At 54.4% G+C, this 25,208-nt stretch carries 21 protein-coding genes; 9 read left to right on the top strand and 12 right to left on the bottom strand.

Annotation, left to right across the window (positions count from 1 at the left end; genetic code table 11):
• Positions 1-279: 279 nt before the first annotated feature.
• The gene (locus tag C5Y83_RS29865; protein WP_233207268.1) at positions 280-1,410 is read right to left on the bottom strand and encodes a peptidylprolyl isomerase; all 1,131 of its coding nucleotides are present in this window, start codon (positions 1,408-1,410) and stop codon (positions 280-282) included.
• Positions 1,411-1,714: 304 nt separating this feature from the next.
• On the opposite strand from C5Y83_RS29865, the gene C5Y83_RS17590 reads away from it, so the two are divergent.
• A complete protein-coding gene (locus C5Y83_RS17590; protein ID WP_105331072.1) occupies positions 1,715-2,647 on the top strand; it encodes a metallophosphoesterase family protein in 933 nt (310 codons plus the stop codon).
• An 8-nt stretch (positions 2,648-2,655) separates the two neighbouring features.
• On the opposite strand, the gene C5Y83_RS17595 is transcribed toward C5Y83_RS17590, so the two are convergent.
• From C5Y83_RS17595 to argH, 4 genes are all read right to left on the bottom strand, one after another.
• A complete protein-coding gene (locus C5Y83_RS17595; RefSeq protein WP_105331073.1) occupies positions 2,656-3,672 on the bottom strand; it encodes an endonuclease/exonuclease/phosphatase family protein in 1,017 nt (338 codons plus the stop codon).
• Positions 3,669-4,655 (bottom strand): sigma-54-dependent transcriptional regulator, encoded by a 987-nt coding sequence (locus C5Y83_RS17600; RefSeq protein ID WP_233207312.1) that lies wholly within the window; start codon positions 4,653-4,655, stop codon positions 3,669-3,671. Before C5Y83_RS17600 ends, C5Y83_RS17595 begins: the two co-directional genes overlap by 4 nt.
• Before the next feature lie 108 nt (positions 4,656-4,763).
• Positions 4,764-6,977, bottom strand: coding sequence for a hypothetical protein (locus C5Y83_RS17605; RefSeq protein WP_105331075.1), 2,214 nt, complete (start codon positions 6,975-6,977; stop codon positions 4,764-4,766).
• A 74-nt stretch (positions 6,978-7,051) separates the two neighbouring features.
• Positions 7,052-8,440 (bottom strand): argininosuccinate lyase, encoded by a 1,389-nt coding sequence (gene argH / locus C5Y83_RS17610; RefSeq protein ID WP_105331076.1) that lies wholly within the window; start codon positions 8,438-8,440, stop codon positions 7,052-7,054.
• 757 nt (positions 8,441-9,197) lie between these two features.
• Between argH and carB the strand changes: the two genes are divergently transcribed.
• The 3 genes from carB (at position 9,198) to C5Y83_RS17625 (ending at position 14,166) form a co-directional block, all read left to right on the top strand.
• Positions 9,198-12,473 carry a carbamoyl-phosphate synthase large subunit gene (carB, locus tag C5Y83_RS17615; protein WP_105331077.1) on the top strand — a complete coding sequence of 1,092 codons (3,276 nt, stop codon included), beginning with the start codon at positions 9,198-9,200 and terminating at the stop codon, positions 12,471-12,473.
• A gap of 184 nt (positions 12,474-12,657) precedes the next feature.
• Entirely contained in the window at positions 12,658-13,095 is a 438-nt protein-coding gene (locus tag C5Y83_RS17620) for a hypothetical protein (RefSeq protein ID WP_105331078.1), read from the top strand.
• A 285-nt stretch (positions 13,096-13,380) separates the two neighbouring features.
• Positions 13,381-14,166, top strand: coding sequence for a class I SAM-dependent methyltransferase (locus C5Y83_RS17625; protein WP_105331079.1), 786 nt, complete (start codon positions 13,381-13,383; stop codon positions 14,164-14,166).
• Here the strand turns inward: C5Y83_RS17625 and C5Y83_RS17630 are convergent.
• The 3 genes from C5Y83_RS17630 to C5Y83_RS17640 all read right to left on the bottom strand — a co-directional run bounded on the left by C5Y83_RS17630 (position 14,163) and on the right by C5Y83_RS17640 (position 16,281).
• Positions 14,163-14,519: a hypothetical protein gene (locus C5Y83_RS17630; protein ID WP_105331080.1), complete on the bottom strand. Its 357-nt coding sequence runs from the start codon at positions 14,517-14,519 to the stop codon at positions 14,163-14,165. The two genes, C5Y83_RS17625 and C5Y83_RS17630, sit on opposite strands and share 4 nt — an antisense overlap.
• 3 nt (positions 14,520-14,522) lie before the next feature.
• A complete protein-coding gene (locus C5Y83_RS17635) occupies positions 14,523-15,629 on the bottom strand; it encodes a DUF1559 domain-containing protein (RefSeq protein WP_105331081.1) in 1,107 nt (368 codons plus the stop codon).
• Between the two features lie 163 nt (positions 15,630-15,792).
• On the bottom strand, positions 15,793-16,281 hold the full coding sequence (locus C5Y83_RS17640) for a chemotaxis protein CheD (protein WP_105331082.1): 489 nt from the start codon (positions 16,279-16,281) through the stop codon (positions 15,793-15,795).
• Between the two features lie 368 nt (positions 16,282-16,649).
• On the opposite strand from C5Y83_RS17640, the gene C5Y83_RS17645 reads away from it, so the two are divergent.
• Complete coding sequence (locus tag C5Y83_RS17645; protein WP_105331083.1) at positions 16,650-16,931, top strand: hypothetical protein; 282 nt, start codon at positions 16,650-16,652, stop codon at positions 16,929-16,931.
• Positions 16,932-17,085: 154 nt separating this feature from the next.
• A complete protein-coding gene (locus C5Y83_RS17650; RefSeq protein WP_105331084.1) occupies positions 17,086-17,472 on the top strand; it encodes a hypothetical protein in 387 nt (128 codons plus the stop codon).
• Between the two features lie 24 nt (positions 17,473-17,496).
• Here the strand turns inward: C5Y83_RS17650 and C5Y83_RS17655 are convergent, their stop codons facing one another.
• The 4 genes from C5Y83_RS17655 to C5Y83_RS17670 all read right to left on the bottom strand — a co-directional run bounded on the left by C5Y83_RS17655 (position 17,497) and on the right by C5Y83_RS17670 (position 20,037).
• On the bottom strand, positions 17,497-18,246 hold the full coding sequence (locus C5Y83_RS17655; RefSeq protein ID WP_105331085.1) for a hypothetical protein: 750 nt from the start codon (positions 18,244-18,246) through the stop codon (positions 17,497-17,499).
• Positions 18,247-18,290: 44 nt separating this feature from the next.
• On the bottom strand, positions 18,291-18,773 hold the full coding sequence (locus C5Y83_RS17660) for a hypothetical protein (RefSeq protein ID WP_105331086.1): 483 nt from the start codon (positions 18,771-18,773) through the stop codon (positions 18,291-18,293).
• 113 nt (positions 18,774-18,886) lie between these two features.
• Positions 18,887-19,204, bottom strand: coding sequence for a hypothetical protein (locus tag C5Y83_RS17665; protein WP_105331087.1), 318 nt, complete (start codon positions 19,202-19,204; stop codon positions 18,887-18,889).
• A 5-nt stretch (positions 19,205-19,209) separates the two neighbouring features.
• Positions 19,210-20,037, bottom strand: coding sequence for a metallophosphoesterase (locus C5Y83_RS17670; RefSeq protein ID WP_233207269.1), 828 nt, complete (start codon positions 20,035-20,037; stop codon positions 19,210-19,212).
• A 320-nt stretch (positions 20,038-20,357) separates the two neighbouring features.
• Here C5Y83_RS17670 and C5Y83_RS17675 point away from each other — a divergent pair, with 320 nt between their 5' ends.
• The 3 genes from C5Y83_RS17675 (at position 20,358) to C5Y83_RS17685 (ending at position 25,194) form a co-directional block, all read left to right on the top strand.
• Positions 20,358-21,257, top strand: coding sequence for a hypothetical protein (locus tag C5Y83_RS17675; protein ID WP_105331089.1), 900 nt, complete (start codon positions 20,358-20,360; stop codon positions 21,255-21,257).
• Between the two features lie 258 nt (positions 21,258-21,515).
• Positions 21,516-21,734, top strand: coding sequence for a hypothetical protein (locus C5Y83_RS17680; RefSeq protein WP_105331090.1), 219 nt, complete (start codon positions 21,516-21,518; stop codon positions 21,732-21,734).
• Positions 21,735-22,107: 373 nt separating this feature from the next.
• Positions 22,108-25,194, top strand: coding sequence for a Tex-like N-terminal domain-containing protein (locus C5Y83_RS17685; RefSeq protein WP_105331091.1), 3,087 nt, complete (start codon positions 22,108-22,110; stop codon positions 25,192-25,194).
• Positions 25,195-25,208: the final 14 nt, after the last annotated feature.

Raw genomic sequence — 25,208 nt, forward strand, 5'->3', positions numbered from 1 at the left:
CAAATTAGCCACCCTCGCTTTGCCGACATCGCCACCCTTTTTATGGCCGCAAGGAGAAAGAAGTCTCCCTAGAGCATTTCTGGCTTTGCGTATGCTAGCTAATGCACGCGCATAAGTAAGGCACGTCTTAGGACGTGCCTTTTATAAGTTGTGCTGAATTCGCCTGATGTAGACGATTGCACAACATCTGATTTAGCGGAGTTCAGTCAGTCTTTTCTGCGCAGTTTTGAACAAACTTTAACTGCACGAGCACAACATACGACTTTGCGCAATTGTGATCTATGGCACTTTGTGTGGCTCGTATTTGTGATCTCGCTTGCGGATGACTTCCGCTTTCAAAATGCGATCAGGCTGAGGTGCATCGGCCGCTTCAGGATCGCGTCGCGTGATCTTGGGCAGCACGTCCATTCCTTCTACGACTCGGCCGAAGACTGTGTGAATGTTGTCTAAGTGAGGCGTTGCCTGGAAGGTCAGGAAGAACTGCGATCCCCCGGTGTTCTTTTGGGCTCCTTTGGCCATGCTGAGCGTTCCAGCAAAATGCTGTCGGGCATTGTCGTTGTAGGCTTCGCAGTAGATGTTGTAGCCAGGACCGCCGGTACCGTCCCCCTTCGGATCGCCACCTTGGGCCATAAAGTGGGGCAGAACGCGGTGAAATGCCAGTCCATCGTAGAACTTCTTTTCCACCAGGCTGATAAAGTTGCCAACCGTCTCCGGGGCTTCGTTCTCGTACAGTTCGATCACCAAATCACCGTGGGTGGTCGTCATTTTGACTCGGGGAAGGTCATTGGCTTCGGCTTCCTTCTTACGAATCTCTTCTTCGCGTTCCCACTTCTTTTGCTCTTCCGGGGCGGTAAAACCGGCCTGGGCAACCCGATCGCTGGCGGGCACTTGGCGTTCTTTGATCTTTTCAAATGCTTCGGCCGCTTCCGCGAATCGATCGGTACCGAAGGCTGCCAACACCTGCGGTGCCAGTAACGCGTTTTCGTCGAAGCCGCCATCCTTGAGTACGTGGATCAGCTTGTATGCCTTTTGATAATCGTCTCGCTCGACGGCATCGGTGACGATCTTATAGAGGAACATCGTGGCATCTTTGTCCTCGTTGTTCGCTTCGTATCGTGTGATCGCTGCTGATTCGATTTGCGGCAGCAAGTTCATCCCTTTCTCAAGGATCTTGTCGTAATCCTTGCGAAGCAGCGGCAATTGCCCCTCCGGAGCCAAGCGATATTGCTGCTGGATGGTGCGAAGTTCGGCGATAATTCCTTTCCACTCGGTCAGCAGCTTATCAAATTCGTCCTGTTCTCCCTTCGAAGCTTCCGCGGCTGGAGGAGCTTCTTCCACTGCCTGAGCGAGCAGGGTAGTGGGGGCGAAACAACATGTTAGAACGGCCATCCAAAGTAATCGGGCGGACACGAACAAACTCCTTCTTCATGAAAACCCCGACAACGGGGGCGTTTAATAGTATTGTGGCTGCTCAAGATTCTTTAATACTGCCGGTCACGGGTCAAGCAGCGTCGCAGAATTCGTTGGGAACAAACCATCTTACGTCGATTCGTCGCCTAGGAGACCAGGGACACGAAAAATTCATGCGCATTGAGCGAGAATACCTTTCGATGTCCGCAAAACGGCTGGAAACAGACGATTGTTCAGGAACAATGGCGCTAATATGCCGCCAGGCTCTGGGCACCTTCCTCGGAATTATTGATTGGAGATTACTATGCCACTTGTCCGTCGCTCGTTCCTGCAAACATTGTTTGGTGGAAGTCTGGCGTTAGGTAGCGGCGAGGCGTTTGCGGCCGATTCTAAGCCGAGTAACCAAGACGATTCGGTTCCCTTGGTCATGGCCTTTCTCACGGATACTCACCAACCAGCCGGTAATGCGGAAGTGATACAGCGGGTCGGCAAACTGATCGATCAAATTCAAGTGAGAAAGGACGCCCCGCAACTATTCGTCTTCGGTGGTGACAACGTGATGGCGGTCGACGGTAGTCAGTCGGACGAACAAACCGACATTCAGTTTAAGCAGTGGAAAGAGAACGTCATCGACCGCTTACAGGTCCCCAGCATCAGTTGCATTGGCAATCATGACATCCGCTGGAAAGATCGCGATGCAAACAATCCGGGTACTTACCAAGAGAAAGCTCGGGCGATCGAAACGTACCAGATGCCGTCACGATACTACAGCGTCGAACATGGGGACTGGACGTTCTTTCTTTTGGACACCTACCAATACGAAGGCTGTGAAATCGATGAAACGCAGTTCGCTTGGCTGGAGGAGGAGTTGAAAAAGAGTGACAAGCCGGCCCTCGTGGTCACCCATGCCCCTTTGATGTCGGTCACTCACTTCTACGAACCTTCCACAGACAAAGGCCTGGGCAAGGGATACCAGGTTCCCGGTGGTTGGTCGCCGCAAAGACTAACGCTAATGCGCGACCTGTTCCGACGGTACCCGCGTGTGAGATTGTGCCTGAGCGGCCACATGCATACGATCGACCGCTGCGATGTCGATAATACCACCTACATCTGCGGCGGTGCCGTAAGCGGAAATTGGTGGAGCCGTGGCGACTACCTCGGCTTCGCCCCATCTTGGATCGAGCTGAAGCTTTATCCAAGTGGCCAATGGTCGCACCAACAGCATGCTTGGACTTGAACGCTGGCTTAGTTGGATGCGCGGGGCGCGATTGTCACCGTCACACTGCGATGATCGGAACCGGTCGGGCCGCCGATTTGCTTCTCGGTGCAAACCAACTCGCTGCTGATCAAAGCATGATCGAGCACCAGGCCGAAGGGAAATACGGGAGCAACATACCAGGTCGGTGTGACATCGAATCGTGCTGTCGCTCGACGGAGACCGGAAACGGGATTCGCTATGTAGGTAAAGCATGGCGACCAGGGCGTCACGTTGAGGTCCCCCACGACGATTGTCGGCAGGTTCTCCCGGTGATTCTTCTTGTGCAGGACGCGATCGGTTAACTGGCGGAGATGTTCGTTACGCGACGCAAACCCAGCAGCGCGAACCGGCGGCAAAGGATGCGTCCCAATGATTCGATAACGATGCTGATCGATGGTGATTCGAACCTCAATCGAATCGATCTTCTCGTTCAACTGAAAGACTTCGGACGAATCGAACGGCACCTTCGAGTACAGCCCAATCCCAAAGTTGCCCCAATCGTCGGGACGCACAACAGCATAGGGGTAATCTTGCCGCGTTGCCTGGTCGACCTCGTTCGCCTGTTGACTGGTTAATTCAAGAATCACAAACAGGTCGGGATCGCCGCTCAACACATCGCTCAAGATCGCGTCGATGTTGGGATTCGATGAAAGAACATTCGAGACCGCCACTTTGATATGACCACTGTTTGAGGCAGCACCACCGCCAGTAGTGAAAGGTCCGAACCCTGGCACGTGAAGTAGCAAGCACACGAAAGCCGCCGCTCCCCATTTCCATTCTTGAAAGAGGGCACACATCGTAAGCAGAAACAGCCCGAGAATAACTTGCTGAACCCGCAGATTGGCGAGCAAATCTAACAGCCAATGATGTGGGGCAAAGAGCGTCAGCAGGGTCAAAGCGACTAGTAACACGACTAGCATCTTGGTACGTGCCCAGAAGAATTGGCGACTCCAAGTCCACCAAGATTTGGCAGGAGCCTCAGCGACAACCGCATCGTTGGTCACGACTCGATCTCGTACTCTTTCAGCTTCTTGTGGAGCGTATTGCGATTAATGCCCAAACGGGTCGCGGCCTTCGTTTGCACATTCGCACAGGAAGACATGACTTGGACGATCAGTTCCTTCTCGACACGATTGACGACACGCGAGTGAAGGTCTTCCGACTCCGGATCGGCATCTTGCAGACCTTGCTGAACGACCTCGAAAGCAAGTGTGTCGAAGTTAGCCGGACCACGTCCAAGACTCATCGCGGATCGGTTGTCACCGCTACGAATCTCTGGGGGCAACAGGTCAAGTGTCAGCTCGTCCCCTTCCGCTAGTACGACGGCTCGTTCGACGTAGTTCTGCAGTTCACGGACGTTGCCTGGCCAGTTGTGATCTTGCAGAGCATCCATCGCTTCGCGTTGAATGTGGACCACATGTCGGTCGTTCACTTCGCTGTAGACGTTTAAGAAGTGCGCGACCAATTCCGGGATGTCTTCTCGGCGTTCCCGCAACGGTGGAATCCGAATCGGTACGACATTAAGTCGCCAGTACAAGTCTTCGCGGAACTTCCCTTCGCCGACTTCTTCCATCAGCAAACGGTTACTTGCGGCGATCACGCGGGTATCGACCCGAATCGTGGCTGTATCACCCACGCGTTCAAATTCGCGTTCTTGCAATACGCGAAGCAGCTTGACCTGCAGATGGAGCGAGGTGGAATTGATTTCGTCAAGGAAGATCGTGCCACCGTGAGCTGCCTCGAAACGCCCCGTTCGGTTCCCGATTGCCCCGGTGAACGCGCCGCGTACGTGACCGAATAGTTCGCTTTCTAGCAAGCTCTCGCTTAGCGCACCACAGTTCACCTTTACGAAAGGGCCGGACGCTCGAGTACTGAGACGGTGAACCGACGAGGCGATCATTTCCTTACCGGTACCCGTTTCGCCAAGCAATAAAACCGATGCGTTCGTCTGAGCGACTTTCCGCGTAAGACGGTATACATCCCCCATCGCCTTGCTTGAACCAATCAAGCCAGGAATAGGTGGTTCGTTCCCAAGCGGTGCATACTCAGGAGCATAGCTGGATGTCGTTTCGGAATACAATCCCACGGTCATAACCTACGGGCCACTCTCGGCCGGTTGGTCGAAACGAACGTCTTGGGTCGGCGCCTCGATGATGTCCAGAACTTTACCCAATACTGCCTGCGTCCCGGAGTCCAATTCTTCCGAGTCGTTGTAACGATCGTATTGAGCGACAATCTGATCTTTCGTCAAGAGAATACCACGACGGGCAATCGCAGCTTCAAATGCAGCTGCACATTGCTCGCGGAAAGCCAGCGGATGGAATGGATCGCTTGCGTATTCAACCAAAGCCATTTGCGCGGCTGGGGTAGCCAAATGTCCCAACAGCTTCGCCATGCCAGGGGTAACGTTATCGTCTGCCAGACGGCGAACGGCGATTTCTTCCAACTTCGTGAAATCGTAGAACTGGTACTTCTCTGGCGTATCGAGCATTTGGTTCACAACGTCGATAGCGAACTCAGCATCTTCGGATCGCTCGATCGCTGACACGAGCAACCGACCTTGTGCTCCGTAAAGACGTTGTAATTGGAACGTAAAGCCCTCTTGGTCATGCGGACGAATGGTGGCGATCGTTAGAGGATCGCTCTTGGTCCGCAGTTCGTAGTAGTCGAGGTCGAGAATCGGCGAGACCACCGCGATCGGCAAGTCACCGGTGCGACGATCCTTTCGCAGCACCTGAACTGTCTCCATCATCGGAAAGCGAGCGAGTGGCTTGCTAACGAAGATCACTTCGACGTCGGCCGAGTCGTAGGCGGCTTTGAACAATTCGGCACCACCACCGGTGGCGACAACCTGGTAACCGAGCTGGGCAAGGGTTGCAGCCATACCTTGGCGGCGTTGTTCATCGAGTTCTCCGATCACGATCACACGTTTGCCTTGGGCGGTTGCCAGGAAGGCGAGCGTGTCCATGAACTCAGCCGAACCAGCGAAGGGCTGCTGAGGATTGATCGCGAGGATTGCCTTCGCTGCAGCTCGACGCACTCGATAGACTGGCGACTGCAAAGCTTGAGCCAGCGGACTTAGTCCCCCGTCCACGGCGACTAAAACGCTGGCATCTTGGGCACTACCGATAGTTTCGCAGCCAACGACCGCTGCTTCGGCAAACTTGCGTTTCTTCAGCGAACGCGCTAACGCTTCCTGGATCACGGGAAGTGTGTATTCGTCGATCAGGGCCTGATAGTCGATCTCGGCGTTTTCCAAGACGAAAGCACGCTGCATCGCTGCAAGAGCTCGATTGACTTGAATGTCAGCATCTTCCGCATCCAAGCGATGCAGCTCATCCAACAAGCGACCAGCGGTGATCACTTCGGCGTCTGCCAATGGCATCGTTTGCAGAACCGCCTTATGTTCGGCCGCATCCCAGACCCATAACTGGGCGTTGCCCAGATCATCAGCCGAGAACATCGGATCAGCGCCCAAGTAAGCTTTGACGCGACGGTTGAGATAGTCTTTGACCTGAGCGGCGTCAGGTTTCGACTTGGCGATTACTTCACAGTATTCCCCAATCGCATTTCGCAATTGTTCGTCGTCTGTGTAGATGAAACGCCCGACCAGAAACTGGGCAGCTGCCTTCAACCGGATTTGCTTCACGACGTCGGCCAATTGGGCAACGAGAAAGTTGTTGTCACTGGCCAAGGCCGCTTGAAGTGGGCCATAGATGTCTTGATCGATTCGAACCAGCATCTTCTTCGCTGGGGTGTGAAGCGTTTCTTGACTGGGATCGCCCAGGACGGCGAACAGAGGATTGGCAGCGTCGGGGCCCGCCTTTAGCAACTGTTCCATCGCACGCTTGCGAGTTAAGGAGTCGGCATCGCCAAGTTGCTCGACTAACGTCTTGAGTCGGGCTGGGTCGGTGAGGTACTCGTCCAGCTTCTCAAGCAGAATCGTGGCGGCTTCGCCACCGACTGGTTGCAATGACGTCTCGGTTTGCAACCGAAGCAGTCGTGCTGACCCAAGGTCTCGATAAGCGGCGACCGCTTGATCTTGCTTGGGATTACTGTCGATCAGTTTCTGAAGATATGCCTTCGCGAGATCATCTCGTCCGAGATCGTGTGTTACCAACGCGGCACGAACTAACTCGGCAGCGGTCGTTGGGTTGGACTCCTTGATGGCAGAGATTGCCGGTGAATCCTCTGGAGGCGCTTCCGCTGCGGGTGCTTCTTCCGCGGGCTCTTGAGCAGGCGCAGAGTCAGCGACGGCCAAACCCGACAGAATGGCAAAAAGGAAGGCAATCTTAGTCAAACGTTCCATGAGATCTTCGCAACGGTGTGGGGTGGCATTCGGAACAATGCCCGATCCTTGGCAACGACGTAAGTCCTGAGCAGTTAGCTCAATTCTAATTGCTCCTTCCAGCGAACAACTTGCTTTTTTACTTCCTCAGGCGAGGTTGACCCGTAGCTTTGGAAGGCAGCTACAGCTTTTGCCACGCCCAGCACGTCATAAACAGATTCATCCAACGAATCGTTAACCGCCATAAAATCAGCCAGCGGCAATTCAGCAAGTCGGCACCTCTTTTCCATCGCCGTAGCAACCAAGCTGCCGATTTGGTGATGGGCAGTCCGCTGAGGTGTACCTTTGCCAATCAGGTATTCCATTAATGTGGTCGCATCCAGGAAACCATCTTCCAGTCGCGAGTTAATGGATTCAGTATTCAGCTTTGCCCCTTCGACGATCGATGCCGCCAAATCAAGCGACCGATGAACGGTATCGACCGAGTCGAACAGCCGTTCTTTGTCTTCCTGCAAGTCACGGTTGTAGGCCAGCGGCAGCCCCTTAATGAGCACCAGCAAGGCCTGCAGATTCCCGATTACCCGGGCCGATTTCCCTCGAATCAGCTCGCAAACGTCAGGATTGATCTTCTGCGGCATGATCGAACTGCCGGTACAGAACTGCTGTGGGATCTGAATGAACTTGAATTCCACGCTCGACCACAAGACCCACTCGTCGGCCCAAACGCTCAAATGCTCGGCGATCATCGTCAGCACGAACGCATACTCGAGCACGAAATCACGGTCGCTAGAGACGTCGATACTGTTAGCCGCGACCCCCTCGAATCCGAGTCGTTGAGCGACATTCTCGCGGTCGATGGGAATGGTGGTTCCGGCCAGGGCGGCTGTCCCCAGGCTGCTGATATTCACTCGGCGGCGACAATCGGCCAAGCGATCGCGGTCGCGTTGCAGCTTTTCCGTGTAGGCCAGCCAGTAGTGGGGCGCGAGGACCGGCTGTGCCCGCTGCATGTGCGTGTAAGCAGGCAGAATGATATCGATATCCGCATCACAGCGACCCACGAATGCGGCTTGCAACTGTTTAAGCAGTCGATCCGTCTCGTCAATCGCATCGCGAACCCACAGCCGGGCATCGGTTGAGACCTGATCGTTGCGACTGCGCCCTGTGTGCAACTTGCGGCCGACGTCGCCGAGGCGATCGACCAAGGCGCTCTCGATATTCATGTGAACGTCTTCCAGCTTTTCATCAAACTGGAAGTCGCCGTTATCGATCTCGGTCTTAATCAACGCCAGAGCGGTGGTGATTTGAAGTGCCTCTTCTTGCGTCAGCACGCCAACGTCAGCCAGCATTTCGGCGTGGGCGATCGAGCCACGGATGTCCTGGGCGTACAGGCGGTGGTCGAAGCTGATGCTTTCGGTAAACTTTTCGACCCGAGTGTCGACTGCGGAGCTAAAAACGCCGCTCTGTGAAGGACTGTTCCGCGACAAGGTTGCCTCAGAATTATGCAAGAATAGACGTAGGTTCAAAATCGTAAACCACTTAAATGCTAAGTGGATCGGTGTTAACTGTCAACGTACTCGGCTAACGGCTGCGCAGTTATTAAGCATTACATAGAAAGAATCACCTACCGCTGATCGATACAGCCGGAAAGATGCGCGCAACTGGCGGGAAGCTGGTTGAAAGTCGGGCATCCCCTGACACGCGATGATTTCTCGATCTATCTCCAAGTTCCCCTTTTTTCCGATATTGCCAGAAAAACATAGTAAGCAAAGCGGTTTTCATACCTTACGAGAGACGGCTACCTATAGGAATCCAAGCATTGCACCAGATGCGGCAGAACGAGCGACCACCTGACGACCGTGGCTCAACCGTCCAATCACCTACGGTTTCCCGCGAGACTTGGCCGTTTGCAACGAACTTCGGCCGAGCAACGCGACCCACACCCCATTCAGGTCACTTTCTCTCTCGCCCAAGGCCTCACGGCTGTTCTGAGCTCTGGCCCTAATAATCGACACCAGAAGGGTGCGATTTGACTCTCACGAAAGGGTCGGTTGAGAATTATTCTGTTTATCGAATGCGTTACTACTTTGCATGACCGAAGTTAGCGTCTAATCGTCCTCACTGCCCCTTGTTATCGCGAGACGCGTAGGGTTAAATTGGTGGGATTTTGCACATCAAATAGCTGAGAACAGGGCGCTACGTGCGTCTGTCGACCATCAACTTCAGCCAAGGACTGAGCCCCCAGTGCCGCGACGCGACGATATCAAAAAGATCTTGATTATTGGTTCCGGTCCTATCGTGATCGGCCAGGCCTGCGAGTTCGATTATTCTGGCACCCAGGCCTGCAAAGCGCTTCGAGAAGAGGGTTATGAGGTCGTATTGGTGAACTCCAATCCGGCGACCATCATGACCGACCCCGACACGGCCGATGCCACCTACATCGAGCCGCTGACGACGGACATCTTGGAAAAGATCATTGCCAAGGAACGTCCCTGCGCTCTGCTGCCAACCCTCGGCGGGCAAACGGGCCTGAATTTGGCAATGGATCTCGACAAGCAAGGGATTCTCAAGAAGCACGGCGTTGAAATGATCGGGGCCCGAGCCGACGTGATCGCCAAGGCCGAAGAACGTGAGCAATTCAAACAGGCCATGGATAAGATCGGCCTGGAAGTTTGCCGCGGTGCCACCGTGCACACGGTGGCCGAAGCACGAGCCGTGCTGGATGAAGTTGGCCTGCCTGCGGTCGTCCGCCCCAGCTTTACGATGGGGGGCTCTGGCTCCAGCATTGCTTACAACCGGGAAGAGTTCGACAGCCTGGTTCGCAACGGTCTCGATCAATCGCCAGTCACCGAAGTGTTGATCGAAGAATCGATCATTGGCTGGAAAGAGTACGAGATGGAGGTGATGCGCGACAGAGACGACAATGTCGTGATCATCTGCTCGATCGAAAACTTTGATCCAATGGGCGTTCACACCGGCGACTCGATTACGGTTGCTCCGGCCCAAACGCTGACCGACAAAGAGTACCAGCGGATGCGCGATGCCTCGCTGGCTGTGATCCGCGAAATCGGCGTCGAAACAGGCGGCTCGAACATTCAGTTCGCTTGCGACCCGACTTCTGACCGGATGATTGTCATCGAGATGAACCCACGCGTGAGCCGTAGCTCGGCGTTGGCCTCGAAGGCAACCGGCTTCCCGATCGCCAAAATCGCCGCCAAGTTGGCCGTTGGCTATCGTCTGCACGAACTGCCGAATGACATCACTCGCGAAACGATGGCCTGCTTCGAGCCATCGATCGACTACGTCGTCACCAAGATTCCACGCTTCGCCTTCGAGAAGTTCCCTGAAGCGGATAGCACGCTGACGACCCAGATGAAGAGCGTCGGCGAGACGATGGCAATCGGCCGGACCTTCAAAGAATCATTCCAAAAGGCCCTACGCGGCCTCGAAGTCGGACGCTTTGGCTTCGGCTGCGACGGCAAAGACCTGTGGGGAACCGACGAACAGCCGACCGAAGACGAAATTCGTGCAAAGCTGGCTAAGCCAAACGCCGAGCGTCCTTGGTACTTGCGATACGCGTTGAAGATGGGCATGACCGTTGCGCAATTGAACGAGATCACGGGCATCGACCCATGGTTCGGCGATCAGATGAAGCAACTGGTCGAGTGCGAAGAAGAACTCGCGGCGGTTGGCAACATCAACAACATCAGCGACGAACTACTTCGTCGTGCAAAGCGTTGGGGTTACTCCGATCGCCAACTTTCCACGCTGCTTAACAGTAGTGAATTGGAAGTCCGCAGCGAACGGAAGAAGCGTGGTATTATCGCGACCTTCAAGTCAGTCGACACGTGTGCCGCGGAATTTGAAGCGTACACGCCGTATTACTACTCGACCTACGAAACCGAAGACGAAGTTCCGGCAAAGGATCCTGGCCAGAAACGGATCATGATTCTGGGTGGTGGCCCGAACCGAATTGGTCAAGGTATCGAGTTCGACTACTGCTGCTGCCACGCTAGCTTTGCCCTGAAGGAACTGGGCATTCAATCGGTGATGGTCAACAGCAACCCGGAAACGGTCAGTACCGACTACGACACGTCCGACCTACTGTTCTTTGAACCGCTGACTACAGAAGACGTGCTAAACATCTGCGATCGCGTGCAACCAGATGGGGTGATCGTGCAGTTCGGTGGTCAGACGCCACTGAACCTGGCTCGCGGCTTGGCGAACGCTGGCGTTCCGATCATCGGCACCAGTGTTGATACGATCGACGCCGCCGAAGACCGCGAACAGTTCCAGCAATTGCTGAACCGCTTGAACCTGAAGCAGCCTGCCAATGCGATCGCTCGCAACATGGGTCAGGCGCGGGCCGAAGCGGCCAAGGTTGGCTATCCGGCCCTGGTTCGACCAAGCTTCGTGCTGGGTGGCCGCGCGATGGAGATCTGCTACGACGACAAGCAGTTCGAGCGGTTCGTGGCCGAAGCGTTCCTGGTTGCCCAAGGTCAACCGGTGTTAATCGACCGCTTCCTGGAAGATGCCACCGAAGTTGACGTCGACTGCATTAGCGACGGCGAGAACGTCGTCGTTGCTGGTGTGATGGAACACATCGAAGAAGCAGGCGTGCACAGTGGCGACTCGGCCTGCGTGATTCCGCCTTACAGTTTGCCCGGCCCGGTGGTTCAGGAAATTCGCGAGGCAACCGTTGCCATGGCGAAGTACCTGAAGGTGGTCGGACTGATGAACGTTCAGTTCGCGGTCAAAGCGGAAGACGGCAAGATGAACGTCTACGTTCTGGAAGTGAATCCACGAGCCAGCCGTACGGTTCCGTTTGTGGCGAAAGCCACCGGCATGCCAGTGGCCAAGATCGCCGCCAAGGTAATGACCGGCTGCACGCTCGCGGAACTGGGGATCACCGGCGAACCGATCCCAGCGCACGTTTCGATCAAGGAATCGGTCTTCCCATTCCGCAAGTTCCCTGGTGTCGACATCGTGCTCGGCCCAGAAATGCGATCGACTGGGGAAGTGATGGGGATCAGCGATCGTTTCTCGCTGGCGTTCGCCAAGTGCCAACTTGCTGCCGGTGTTTTGCTTCCACTTCCCAAAGATGGCAAGATTTTTGTCAGCGTTTCTGGTCGTCACAAAGATCAGATCGCCGACATCTCACGCCGCTTGCGGGATATGGGCTACGAACTGTTGGCTACCGAAGGAACGGCTCGCCGTCTGGAAGAAGCAGGCGTTCACGCTCAGCGAATCAAGAAACTGGCCGAAGGACATCCGAACCTATTGGATCAGATGATCGATGGTAACGTTTCGCTGGTCATGAACACGCCTAACGGCAAGGGAGCTCGAACCGACGAAGGCCGCATCCGCGCTGCCGCGGTTCAGCACGGCATTCCTTGTATCACCACTATCCAAGCCGCGGAAGCCGCCACCAAGGCGATGGAAGCGCTGCGAGAAGGCGAGATGAACGTCGAGTCGCTGCAAGATCGCTTCCGTGAAGTGCGGATTCATCAGACAACGTAAGCGTTGTCGCACGCAAAAAAGTCAACCTAAAAGGGGATTGCCAAGCACTAGTGGTTAATCCCTTTTTCATGCGCATTACCTCCTGGTGACTGATCGGACCACCTCGAGTGGCAGGGGCGTTGGACAGAAAACAATATTTTCCTTAGCGTGTAGCTAGACGTACTAACGCCAACTTTCATAGCCAATGACTACCGAAGAACCCAATCCGTTTGACTCCCCAGCGATTGAGCAACCGATCGTTCGTTCGCGGAACATGTGGGAACAGATCGGGCGCGGATCGGCGTTCTTGGTTCTCTCCTTGTCGACGCTTCCTTTGGGCGTGATATTGTGGGGATGCGACTTTGGCTTCTTCGAAGTTCATGGAATCAGCGAATTACTCATGATCGCTCGCCAGGGGCTGCTGGAGTGTCAGGAAATTGCGTTTGAGTGGTTTGGCTTCGGCATTGCTGCATCGATTTCGGCGCTAATCCTGATCGATCCACTGCGGGCAATTTACCGGAAGGTCGGTTTCGACCGAGAATGGCAGATTGTGAGCTGGGCGATATTCGTCGCCAATCTCCCAACACTTATTGGCCTGTTTCTCATCAGCAGTATCATGCTCTATGCGATTTGGTCGGTGTAATGGGGAGGGTTCATGGAAACGATCCCTACCCTAAGACGACGTGAAAGCGCTAATCGAACTGACGAATACGCATGCTTCGCCAAAATCATGAAACTAACAGGGAAAGGCCTAGGCATCCGAAAGTCCGCGACCATCAAACCTGATTCGTTATGGGTACTGTAGTAGGAAGCTAATATCGACTGCGCAATCCCAAAATATCCGCGAACATGTTGGCCTATTTCTGTGTCGCAGAGCTGAAGTCACCGATGCACTACCAATCGACTCATTGATCGACGAAAGATATTCATGGATGTCCGCAAGTTCAATCAAGAAGCGTGGGACCGTGATGTCGATAACGGTGATCGCTGGACCATTCCTGTAACGCCGGAAGAAGTCGCCCAGGCGAGAGCAGGGGAGTGGTCGCTGATCTTGACTCCAACCAAACCGGTACCGCGACATTGGTATCCGGCTCGGCTCGAAGGGTGTCAGATTTTGTGCCTCGCTTCCGGCGGTGGGCAACAAGGACCGATTCTGGCGGCGGCCGGGGCCGACGTGACCGTGTTCGACAATTCACCGAAGCAACTTGGCCAAGACCAGCTCGTCGCCGAGCGCGACGGGCTTTCAATCAAGACCGTTGAAGGGGACATGGCCGATCTTGGTTGTTTCGCCGACGCGGAATTTGATTTGATCTTTCATCCCTGCTCGAACTGTTTTGCGGTCGACATCTTGCCGGTCTGGCGGGAAGCATTTCGCGTCCTGAAACCTGGTGGATACCTCTTGGCTGGGACCTGCAATCCTGTGCGATTCGTTTTCGATGAGATCGCTCAGGATGATCGTCACGAGTTGGTCGTGCGGCACAAGATTCCGTATTCCGACGTCACCGACCTGACCGCTGAAGAGCTAAAACGTTACCAACAAGTTCGACCGCTGCAGTTTGGACATTCGCTCGAAGATCAAATCGGCGGGCAACTGGCGGCCGGCTTCGTGCTGGTAGAAATGTTTGAAGATCGATTCGACGAAAGTGATCTCATATCGCGTTACCTCGATACTTTCATCGCCACGCGTGCTCTGAAACCGCACCCAGCAAGCTAATCGATTTTCGGTAATAAATCGGCATCGCGCGTTTGCTCTTCCATTAACCGGCGTACTGCGGAGTTGGCCGAGTTCCAGTCCCCATCGAGCGCCTGGCGAGCGATCCCTTGAAGCCAAGCCTTTTCTTGTAATGTCAGTTCTCCAGCACTTTCTGCCTCGTCGATCATCGTGCTGATCTGCTGAACCTTGGCGGTACTCTTCCCATTGCAGGCCGAATACAACGCCATTGCGTAGTCATATCCTGTGTGGCTAATCTCGCCGTAACTGGGACGGGTCAACCACCACGCAATCGCGCCGACCACAATCAAGGAAGCAACCATTATCAAGGTCACGTTTTTGCTGGAAGTTGACATGACTCATAATCCTCGTGAGGAAATCGCTTCCCCTTCGTTCATGCTGGCCAACTCCGCCGCTAAGATCAGATCGATCGTTTCCGACTGGAAATTGACTGAGCCGTCTCCCATCAGCACGTTGCCTCCCCCAGGATGCTCGGCGTACATCTGACCAACGTGAAGCGTAGGGAAGTTCATCGGATGGATGATTGGTGAGCCCGTGATATCGAGTTCGCCTCCGGAAGGCCCAACGTGCATCATGACCAACGTAGCGGCAGCATCGGGCCCGTTTTCTGGTGTCGAATACCGCGGATGCGTAAACGCCCCAGGCACAACACCAACCCAAGTCTTATCACTGAGCTTCGACGTATGTTCGCTAATGAACAGCGTGTTGGTCGTGCCATCGGTTACATCACGAAAGCTGACATGCGAGTTGCGGTAAAACGGACCATCCGCCACATTCGCTGCGTTGCCATGGATTGCGACCGTCTTCGTGGTACCGGAGTAAATATCGGTGAAGATTAGTCCCGTTGTCGCCGATCCACATTCTCCCCAACACGATTCCTGACCGTGACTGGCGATGTAATGCGATCGTCCGACTCGGATCGGATCGCCGTAACGGGTTAGTGCATTTCCCGATTGGTCGCGAAGCGTAAACGAATCATTTTCTCCACTTGAAGAAGGACACAAATAAGACTCCAGCCTATTCGAAATCACATCGCGATTAGCCGGGTCCCAAATGGGGCGATCCATTCTTAGCGTATCGGTGATGACGCGCTGCTCCATGAAGGGCAGGATCAGCGTGCCCCATCCCCAACCAGGCGCAGCATCCCACGTATTCGTATCGATCGCCGCCCAGCCAGGCCCGCTACCGTCGCGAGTTGTTTGAGAAACATAACCCGAAGGAAATACTCGGTGGGTTGACGCGTAGTTGTGGATTGCCAAACCGATTTGCTTGAGATGGTTCGAGCACTGCATCCGCCGCGCCGCCTCGCGTGCCTGCTGCACGGCCGGTAGCAACAAAGCGATCAGCACGCCAATGATCGCAATCACCACCAACAGCTCGACCAGAGTAAACCCCTGGGGCGACTTCACAGCGAGACCGTCTCGCCGGCAACACGTTTTACACATCGCTAAACCTATTGTTTGTCTTGCATCAATACTTTTTTTGATCACTCAAACAATAGCAAGCAACTGACCTGGCTGTCAATCGGCAAACTTCTCAGGTCTCGGTATGGAAAAAAGGATTGCGCTAGGATGACACGGGAATAAAGAGATTCCGCGGGTCGGCTGATTAGATTTCAGCGACGGTTTCGCGGCCGACTTTGACCTGGATTCGGCCCGATTCGAGATCGAAAGTAATCACGCGACCAGAATTACCACCGACGTGCTCGGCCAGGATGGGAATGTTGAGCTGCCGAAGTAACTCTTTGGCTTTCTCGATATTGCGTTTTCCGACGTCCTGGGAATTGGCGATTCCTTTGAACATGTTCGAGCCGCCGCAGATCTTGGCGACGAACGCCCGGCGGCGGGCGCCCCGCTTCGCTAACGTATCGAGCATCGTAGGGATCGCACTATCGACGAAACGGCCAGGCTGCTTGGTATCGCCGCGACATTCGCTGAGCATCGCATGGGCGAGCGCACCGTGTTGTGTTTCACGACACCATAGCGCAATGCCTACACAACTTCCCAGAAGCGTCTCGAGCGCATCGGGAGAGCATGCTGCCTCAATGCCTGCCATCGGCACGCGAATCGATGCTCTCTTAAGATTTGCCGTTGCCATGTTTTGCCTGCCCTAAATCCCACGTTCGAGATACCCGAGCAACACCGGGTGCCTCGAAATCTAGCTCACAACGGGTTAGCGATAACGGAGCGAAATCTTTTTCACGAAAACATTCTTAATACTTCATCCATGGCATGGCTTAAATAAAGGAATAATTCGCTTTCTAACGAAAAGTCGGATCGTACCTCCAGGGCATCATCAAGCCGAATCGATGTATCAAATTACGCATTATCGCCCAACAAATAGCTCAAGTGCTTGCAATTCAATATTGATTTTGCGTTGATTAATTGGTGCTAAATACTTTACAAGTTGCTCAGGCGCTGATAACCTCCGCTAGTTGCTTCCATACGCGTATATAAAGATCTGTCATGGCGAAAAAGAAGGCAAAACCGGCCCCAGCTGCGGACAACAAAAATCGTATTCCGCGGAAGGAACCTTACGATAGCGACCGCATGACCAACGTGGTGGAACGTTTGCGTGAACAGGCAGGTCGCCTCTCGCAACTGGCCCGCACATTGGACGACACCGACATTGATGAGGTCGTGATCGATGGGCATGCGATGCTGCTGCGTGGCTTGAACCAGATAGACAATTTCGCGGATAATGCAGCTCGTGCGGTACGCGAAGCTCGGACAATGAAGTTCGGATAGAAATTCGAAGTTCGGCTGGGCAGTAACCTTCGGCGCGACCCTATCTTTTTCCGCGTTGATTTCGCTTGTCAGCGAACTTGCTTTTAAAGCTTTGCCAGTATGCGATCGCGATCACCGTCTAGCTTAGGCGGGCGAAAGAGCCCCAGGAGAGCCAATGACACGGAAATCGGTCACCTGGGTCGCTTGGGGCTGGCTAACCCTTCTTGGCTTGATGCTGCTAATTCCGCTGATGGGGATTTTGGTTGATCAAGCTACCGCGGTTGGATCGCTGGTGTTTCCTGTCTTCACCGGTGCAATTCTCGGCGCGGCCTCATTGATCGTCGGACTTCACCTGCGAAAGCACCCATGGTCCTGGTCCTTCGTCCTGGGGCTCTGGGCGTTGTTTCTCGTTTTATTCCATCGCCAGATCGGCCTGCTCTTGATGGGCGGCGTCCTAGGCATCGCGCTAACTTACTTCCGCGCGCCAGTGTTTCGTGGAATCGGCAAGCTGATGAACTGGAGCAAAGAGCGTCTCAAGCGATCGACAAAAGAAGCGAAGTAAATCGCTACACCCATGTATCATGCGTTACGAGTCATCGCCATTGCCGGCATCGCCTGCTTTTTCTTCCTTGCTTTCCGTTGGCATTTTCCAAATCGATTCAATCAGGCGATAGCCTTCGGGATCGTGCTGTTTGAACTCAGCGTTGGTGAACGGATAAAAGTCATTCGTACCGAAGTAGGCTTCCGTTCCTTCTGCGAAATACTCTTTATGATTCTCTAATGCGTAGTGCTTGCGTTTACTGCCGTCGATGTGCAGCACCTCTTCGTAGCCACCAGCTTTCTTCGCGGCTTGATAGGCCTGCTTCACACGAGCATCGTCGAATCCCAACACGCGATCATGATAGCCGTGTGCCAGTTCGTGTAGGAGCATGAATGGTTGGCGATGGGTCCACTCAAGGAAAGTCTTCGCGCTGGCGATCTCGACACACTTTTCCTTTTCCAGCAGATAACCGTTTTCCTTCAACCAGTCGATGTCCGGGTGATAGCAAGCACACGGATTATCTTGGGTGTTATCTTGCTCGATCCAGATTGGAATTTTTTGTAACTCGGTCAGTGCTGGTTTGGGGATGCAGCGGACCACGCCATACAACTGGTGGTCCAACAGCTCCATCGTGGCGTCCCCGGTCTCCTTGTCTTCGCGCAGTAACGTCTTATGAACGTAAACATCCCAGCCACGGACACTGGTCAGATGATAGGCATCAACCGGATCAGGCGTAGCGGCAGACTCGTTAGCTTCGGCACCAACCAGTGCTGCCAGAACGACAAACCAATGCATGAACAAGTTCTCCAGGAACGGGGGAGCGAGTCGATCGCGTTATGCTAAGTCGCCGAATACTGCTCGGCATACTCGACAATCCACAGGTCGATCAAATCACGGAAGTCTGCTTCATCGACTTCGCTTAACTTCTCAAAGTGGCTGCGATTGAACAGTTCTTTGTTGCGGATCGTTCCCTTGGCAACCAGTTCGAGCACATGAACCGACGAATAAGGTCGAATCGCCATTTCCAGTCGGCTGTAAAGATTGCGACGTTTGCCTCCGGTCAGATCGATATCATCTCGAACACAAGCACCACCCCAACCCTTGTCGCCGAACAACGTCTCGTATTCGAAACCCGGGAAATAGTTGGGCAGCTTTTCTAAGCACTTGGCGATGTACTCCGACATCTTCAATCGCAAACTTCCATGCAATTCGCGACACTGCTCTTCAGACAAAGCAGCAGCGGCGGCGGCACGGCGTTTTGAGTCGTTCCGTTTTTCGCCACGTTCGATGGCGCGTTTCAATCGATCTTCAAAGTCGGACATTTGTAGCGTTACCCTACCGAGAATCTAGAGACGGGAACCGTCCATTATGCCTATCAAGGGCATTCGAAAAAACCACCGCTCAGGCAGAACCTGCCCAACCAATCGAAAGCGGCCTACCGAGAATTGCGGCTGCGATCTCGCGCACTCTGCTTCTGCAAGAAACGGAGAACCTCACGGCCGATGCTCAAAATCGTGACGATAATCATGGGAGCCGCCAGGGTGACGAACAAGAAGGCAAACCGCTTAGGGAGCAGCCCCTTATCGTCTCCATTGAGCATAAGATGCCCCATCACAAACACCACGCTCAGCAGCGTCGTGGCAAACATTATCGTGGCGATGCCGAACCGTGGGCGCCATGGCCGGCTGAATTGCGGCTCGTCTTCTAAGATTTCGGGCTGATCGTCGTCTTCAAAGAGTGGATCGCTGCCCATGATAACTACGGAGCCGCTACAAGCATTGGGTCGTGAAGAGAACGAATCCGATTTAACAGATCCTCCTGCGTCAGGTCGTCTGACATAGGTATCATCATATACTTGCCCAGGCGACTGCAACAATCTAGCACAATTTGCCGGGAGTTTGGCGAGGCAAATCCATATTGGCAAGGCTCGTGACCGGTGATGAACAGCTCGACACCAAGCTGCGATGCGAGGTGGTCGGCGTTTTCTTGGCGGAAATCACGCCCCCACACCATACGATGAAGCGATCCGCCACACGCTCGATCATGGGCATTCAACTCGCGATCGAAGATGCTGACATCAAACGGATCAGCGTCACACTGCTTGGGAAGGCTGTGAGTCACCATGATCTGCTTTCCAATCCGAATCGCGATCGGCAGACTGGCTAGGAACTCGAGTTGGGCCGCACGAATCATCGGCACCGCAGCGCCGTACATCTGCCCCATGCCACAGCGGAACATGAGGTTGAGCATTTTGCCCCCCTTCATGATCGGGTAATCGGTCAGTTCCGCTAGCTCGTGATTCGAGATCAAGAAATGAACTTGATGAGGAAACTCGACAATTAGCTTCGAAATATCTTCCAACATCAAATGCGACATGCACCCGCCCGCTTTGGGATAGGTGGGGCCGCCATGACAGACCTCTTGGAAGACAAGATGCCGGTTGGGATGTGCTTCGAGATCGGCAATTTCCAAGATACGACGGAAATTGGTGCGATTGCCATGCAGGTCAGCCGTCACCATGACATCTTCCGTGTTCGACTTATCCAGCTGGACGACGTTGCCCTTTCGCAGGGGGGAACTGCGCAAGATTCGCCCAGCTTCCTGGTAACACTCGGCTGTTTTTTGAGCTACTTCGGCAGCAACGCACATGAGTTTTGGCAAGAAAGAGCAAATAGGGACACAAAAGAACAGGCACACTTTTATTGTTGTCAGTTCGCCCTAGCGAGGCAAACCAGATTCTTGACAGTTCAGGTTATGCCGGTTTTAAGTCAAAAGCCCCACACCCCTCGCAGGACCTGGGCATTTATCGCTCGATTCCCAGGTTTCTTTCAAGAAGTTCAGGAAATTCCAATCCTATACTTGCAGTGAACTCATCCTCCTCGCTCCCTCGTCATACTTGATTGAACATGAACGCCGACCGACGAAATTCCACGCGATTTGCCGTCGCCCCAACTCGGGTAAAAGCCCGGTTGCAGGTTGGTCGCGACGTTTACAAAGCCGAACTTCTCGACGAATCGATGGCTGGCTTCGCCCTCTCCGTAGAAGTTCCCCGCCGAAAATTGGGTGAAAACGGCTTCACTTGCGAGGCCGATTGCCCCTTCTTCGGCGAAATCGCCCGTCTTTCGATCGAAGGCAACAGCCAATACGAAATTCAAATCATCAGCATCGTGCCGCGTGAGGACGAGTCGTCATCCGCAACACGAACGAAAGTCAGCTTGAGACTGGGAACCCGTGTCGTTCGCGAGATCTACCAAGAGGATCGTAATTCACTGGGCCGAAACCTGCGTTTGATTGGCGCGGTTGCCGTGGCCGTGATTTTCTCGTTTTATTGCACCGCCCACTCCTATTCTGGACAGCTTGCCGCCATGGTCCCCCAGGCCGAAACGGCGCTCGCCCAGATTTCGTCTCTCTGGTCCGGCGGAAACTCACCAGAACGGATCTATCGCAAAGAAATCGCCCATGCCTCGGCACACGGTTTTGTAATCCCGGGTAGCGATGCGATGAATGACCTGCTTGCATTGGCGCAGAAACAACCGTCGCTGCATCGCGTGCAAAAAGTCATGCTGTTCCAACAGGACAGTCCTTTCCTGGATCAGATGAATTTGTCGACCCTGCAACTTCGCGAGGTACAAAAGATTGCCTTGGAAGCGGGTGCGGAAATGGAACGGCTGTGGAAGCAACTTCAGAATAACCAGGAAATCTTTGAACAGCGGCTAGGTGAACTTCTAGTCAACCTAGAGACCCGCATCTTGGCGAACCTCACGCCAGCTCAAGCGGAAATGTGGATGCATGTTCAGTTCGGTTAATCGAGCGAGCTAGCAACGCGACATTCTTTCACCCTAGTTAGGGCCGCTTCGGGCCGATTCGCACGCAAATCTCGATCAGCAGGGTGGGATTGATACGAATTGTTCAATTTTCACGGTCTTGACGCCGATCAATCCTACTGGACTGGCCTTACGACACTGGGTCGGTTCGAAGTGGTATGCCCCCAGTTGGCTACCGTTTCCGCGTCTATGACCCGAACGACCCAACGCAGTGCCCGTTTCCGCGCGAGGAAATACGACATGAATCGCTTGTTCTTCATTTTGGCAGCCGTCTGCCTTTTGGCCGGTAGCGGTTGCTGCCATCACATCGGGTCTAGCCCTTGCAACAACCCGACCAGCGTCAGCGCACCTCCAGCCGCCGTTCAAGGTGGTGGAAGTGCTCAAGTGACGTACCCCTACTACACCACGCGTGGCCCGCGAGACTTCCTCAACCCGGCCCCGATGGACATCGGCTACTAAGTCGATCCGTAGTTGCTGAGCACACGAAGACGAAAGTGCCGCTTTCTGGAGAGTGGAAGGCGGCACTTTTTTTTGCGCGCCGACTCATTTCTACGCCAGCCAGGCCCAACTACGAAGTCATCTTGCGCAATCCCTAAACATCCCCTGAATTGCGATTCCAAACCACCAGAATTGGGACTCAAACCGGAAACACAAAAAACGTCGGTTAAATATGGGATCAGATCTTCACGCTAATCCTTGACAAGTGTCATTGCGCCCCCTATGTTGCCGTGCTGGTACCATCGATACAAAATATCGCTTTAGTCAAACAGCATTTGCGCTTACGTCATTTCTCCGACGCGCAAGTTTGCGACAGCTCCTACCCAGGCATCCCATGGATACGACAATCGTCACGGACCTTCAAATCGTCGCCCGTGAAGTTGGTATTCCTCTCGACAAAGTCCAGCGCACCGTCGACCTGCTCGACGATGGGAACACCGTTCCGTTCATCACGCGTTACCGTAAAGATGAAACCGGCGGTTTGGACGAAGAGCAGATCCGCGCGATTCAAAGCAGCACCACCAAGCTTCGTCAATTGAACGAGCGAAAACGGACGATCCTCAAGTCGATCCAATCGCAAGAGAAATTGACCGAAGAACTTGCCGACCAGATCCGCAAGGCACAAACGCAGAAGCTGCTGGAAGACCTTTATCTTCCTTTCAAGCCGAAGAAGCAAACTCTGGCAACTCAGGCCCGCGAACGTGGCCTCGAGCCGCTCGCCCTGGAAGTGCTGGGCGACGCAGAAGAGGCCAAGGATCTTCAAGCTCGTGCTGCCGCATTTGTCGATGCCGAGAAGTCGCTTGCCGATACCGATGCTGTTCTGCAAGGAGTTGGTTATCTCATCGCGGAATCGTTCTCGGAACACGCGATCCTGCGTGGACGCTTGCGAAAGTTGTTCTGGAAGACTGGTCAGCTAACCAGCACCCGCATCGAAAACAACGGCCAAGACGATTCGAGCGACGACGAAAACACATCGTCAGATGAAAACGAATCGACTTCCGACGATTCGACGACCTCGACGGATGCCGGCAGCGAAGAAGCCAATAGCAGCGAATCGTCGCCAGAAGCTTCTTATTCCAACGCAGCCGAATCAGAAGAAGCAGCAACCGCCGAAGCCACCAACGGCCAGTCCGCACCAGCCTCGGCGAAGAAAGATGGCGGCAAAAAGCCAACCATTCAAGAGATACGTCGCGAGAAGCGAAAGCGTCAGAAAGAGAAAGAGCGGGCCAAAAAAGATAAGGCTTTCCGCGATTACTACGACTATCACGAACCTGTCTCGAAGATTCCGCCGCATCGCGTCCTGGCAATCAATCGTGGCGATCGTACACGATTCCTGAAAGTTCGCATTGAGGTCGATTTCGACAAGGTCACCAAGACGGCAGAAGAAGCGGTGATCCCCGAAGGGCACACGCATGCTGCTTATTTGAAGCAGGTTTTGCGCGATAGTTTGAACCGCCTGATCATTCCTAGTATCGAGCGCGAAATTCGCCGCGAACTGACCGAAAAGGCCGAAACGCACGCCATCGAGGTGTTCGCCTGCAATCTGCGAAAGCTACTGCTGCAACCTCCGGTTCGTGGCAAACGTGTTCTGGCAATCGATCCTGGTTTCCGTAGCGGATGCAAGTTGGTCGCGATCGACCCGTTCGGCAACGTGATGGGCACAGGCGTCATTCATCTGATCGGCCCACAAGATCGCGTTGAAAAAAGCCGCTCCCGAATTGTCGAAATGATCAAACAGTTCGACGTGCAGATTGTCGCGATTGGCAACGGCACGGCCTGTCGCGAGACCGAGCAAATCGTCGCCGGCGCGATCACCAACGAGTTGAAAGATCGTGACCTCTGTTATCTGATCGTCAACGAAGCAGGGGCGAGCGTTTACTCGACCAGCGAGCTTGGCCGGGAAGAATTCCCCAAATTTGATGCCACGATCCGCGGCACGATCAGCATCGGTCGTCGCTTGCTCGATCCGCTGTCGGAACTCGTGAAGATCAACCCATCCAACATTGGTGTCGGTCTTTATCAGCACGACGTCAAAGCGAAGCACCTACGCGACTCACTGGACGACGTGGTCGAGTCGTGCGTGAACTATGTGGGTGTCGACGTCAACACGGCGAGCCCAGCACTGCTGAGCTATGTCTCCGGTCTGAACCAGCTGACGGCTCGACGGATTTACGAACATCGCCAGGCCAACGGGCCTTTCCGTTCGCGTGAAGAGATTCGCGAAGTGGCTGGTATCGGCGATGCAACCTTTGTTCAGGCAGCTGGGTTTTTGAAGGTCGTCCCGACGGAAAACCCACTCGACGCGACCTGGATTCACCCGGAAAGTTATGACGTCGCCACCAAGATCCTCGAAAAGCTTGGTTGCTCGCTAACCGAAGTATTGTCGACGGTTCCTTCTCCACCACCTATCAAAGAGAAGACCCCAGCGAGCGAGCTTTTAGCGCCTGCTCCTGAGGAAGTCGTTACCGAAGAGGCATCTGCCGAAACAGAAGCCGAGGTTGCCGAAGCCGTCGCAGCTGCCACAACTGCCACTGAAGCCGAAACACCTGTGGCCGAGTCCACGGAAGCTTCAACGGAAACGCCGACCGAGCCCGCAGAAGCGACGGACGACAGCCCAGCTGAACCAGAAACCCCAGAACCAACCACGGCGGACGATGAAGCGACCATCGAACCGCCAACGCCGCAACCGGCCCCGGTCGAGATTGCCGCTTCTGACGAACAGCACAAACAGTTGGTGGCCAAGATCACCTCGGCCAACGTCGAGCAGTTGGCTGAAGAACTGAACGTCGGTGTTCACTTGGCTCGTGACATTCTGGGAGCTCTTTCGCGTCCTGGCCGCGACCCTCGTGCCGACTTCCCACCACCGCTGTTCCGTCGTGGCGTGCTGAAACTGGAAGACCTTGAGCCTGGCATGGAAATGATGGGAACCGTGCTCAACGTCGTCGACTTTGGCGCGTTTGTCGATATCGGCCTGCACGATAGTGGCATGGTTCATATCAGCCGTCTGGCCGATCGCTACGTGGGTGACCCTCATGAGGTGGTCAGCGTGGGCGATGTGATCCGCGTCTGGGTGATCGAAATCGACCGAGAACGACGTCGCGTTTCGCTCACGGCGATCGATCCCGCTACTGAGGTTCCCAAGCAAGACAAGCCGCAGCGTCATGGAGGCAATCGTCCCCCACGCACCGACCGTCCTCAACGCCCGAAGCAGCAGAAATCTGGCCACAAGCCACACGGCGGCCACGGCAAGGGGAAACAAGGTGGTAAGCCGCGGCACAATGAGAAACGTTCCAAGCCGAAGCCGATGAAGCCGATCACCGATGCGATGAAGGAAGGCAAAGAGCCGCTCCGCTCGTTCGGCGACCTGCAACAGTTCTTCCAGATGCAGAAGGACGACAAGAACAAGCCGAAAGGCAAGTAATGCTTGGCGAACTA

The organism is Blastopirellula marina, from assembly GCF_002967765.1.
GTDB lineage: Bacteria > Planctomycetota > Planctomycetia > Pirellulales > Pirellulaceae > Bremerella > Bremerella marina_A.

Excerpts from the sequence above, each read along its gene's own strand:
- C5Y83_RS17590 (WP_105331072.1), top strand. The coding sequence starts at position 1,715 with ATGCCACTTGTCCGTCGCTCGTTCCTGCAAACATTGTTTGGTGGAAGT.
- C5Y83_RS17600 (WP_233207312.1), bottom strand. The coding sequence starts at position 4,655 with ATGGGGGATGTATACCGTCTTACGCGGAAAGTCGCTCAGACGAACGCA.
- C5Y83_RS17605 (WP_105331075.1), bottom strand. The coding sequence starts at position 6,977 with ATGGAACGTTTGACTAAGATTGCCTTCCTTTTTGCCATTCTGTCGGGT.
- C5Y83_RS17620 (WP_105331078.1), top strand. The coding sequence starts at position 12,658 with ATGACTACCGAAGAACCCAATCCGTTTGACTCCCCAGCGATTGAGCAA.
- C5Y83_RS17625 (WP_105331079.1), top strand. The coding sequence starts at position 13,381 with ATGGATGTCCGCAAGTTCAATCAAGAAGCGTGGGACCGTGATGTCGAT.
- C5Y83_RS17630 (WP_105331080.1), bottom strand. The coding sequence starts at position 14,519 with ATGTCAACTTCCAGCAAAAACGTGACCTTGATAATGGTTGCTTCCTTG.
- C5Y83_RS17635 (WP_105331081.1), bottom strand. The coding sequence starts at position 15,629 with ATGTGTAAAACGTGTTGCCGGCGAGACGGTCTCGCTGTGAAGTCGCCC.
- C5Y83_RS17640 (WP_105331082.1), bottom strand. The coding sequence starts at position 16,281 with ATGGCAACGGCAAATCTTAAGAGAGCATCGATTCGCGTGCCGATGGCA.
- C5Y83_RS17645 (WP_105331083.1), top strand. The coding sequence starts at position 16,650 with ATGGCGAAAAAGAAGGCAAAACCGGCCCCAGCTGCGGACAACAAAAAT.
- C5Y83_RS17650 (WP_105331084.1), top strand. The coding sequence starts at position 17,086 with ATGACACGGAAATCGGTCACCTGGGTCGCTTGGGGCTGGCTAACCCTT.
- C5Y83_RS17655 (WP_105331085.1), bottom strand. The coding sequence starts at position 18,246 with ATGCATTGGTTTGTCGTTCTGGCAGCACTGGTTGGTGCCGAAGCTAAC.
- C5Y83_RS17660 (WP_105331086.1), bottom strand. The coding sequence starts at position 18,773 with ATGTCCGACTTTGAAGATCGATTGAAACGCGCCATCGAACGTGGCGAA.
- C5Y83_RS17665 (WP_105331087.1), bottom strand. The coding sequence starts at position 19,204 with ATGGGCAGCGATCCACTCTTTGAAGACGACGATCAGCCCGAAATCTTA.
- C5Y83_RS17675 (WP_105331089.1), top strand. The coding sequence starts at position 20,358 with ATGAACGCCGACCGACGAAATTCCACGCGATTTGCCGTCGCCCCAACT.
- C5Y83_RS17680 (WP_105331090.1), top strand. The coding sequence starts at position 21,516 with ATGAATCGCTTGTTCTTCATTTTGGCAGCCGTCTGCCTTTTGGCCGGT.
- C5Y83_RS17685 (WP_105331091.1), top strand. The coding sequence starts at position 22,108 with ATGGATACGACAATCGTCACGGACCTTCAAATCGTCGCCCGTGAAGTT.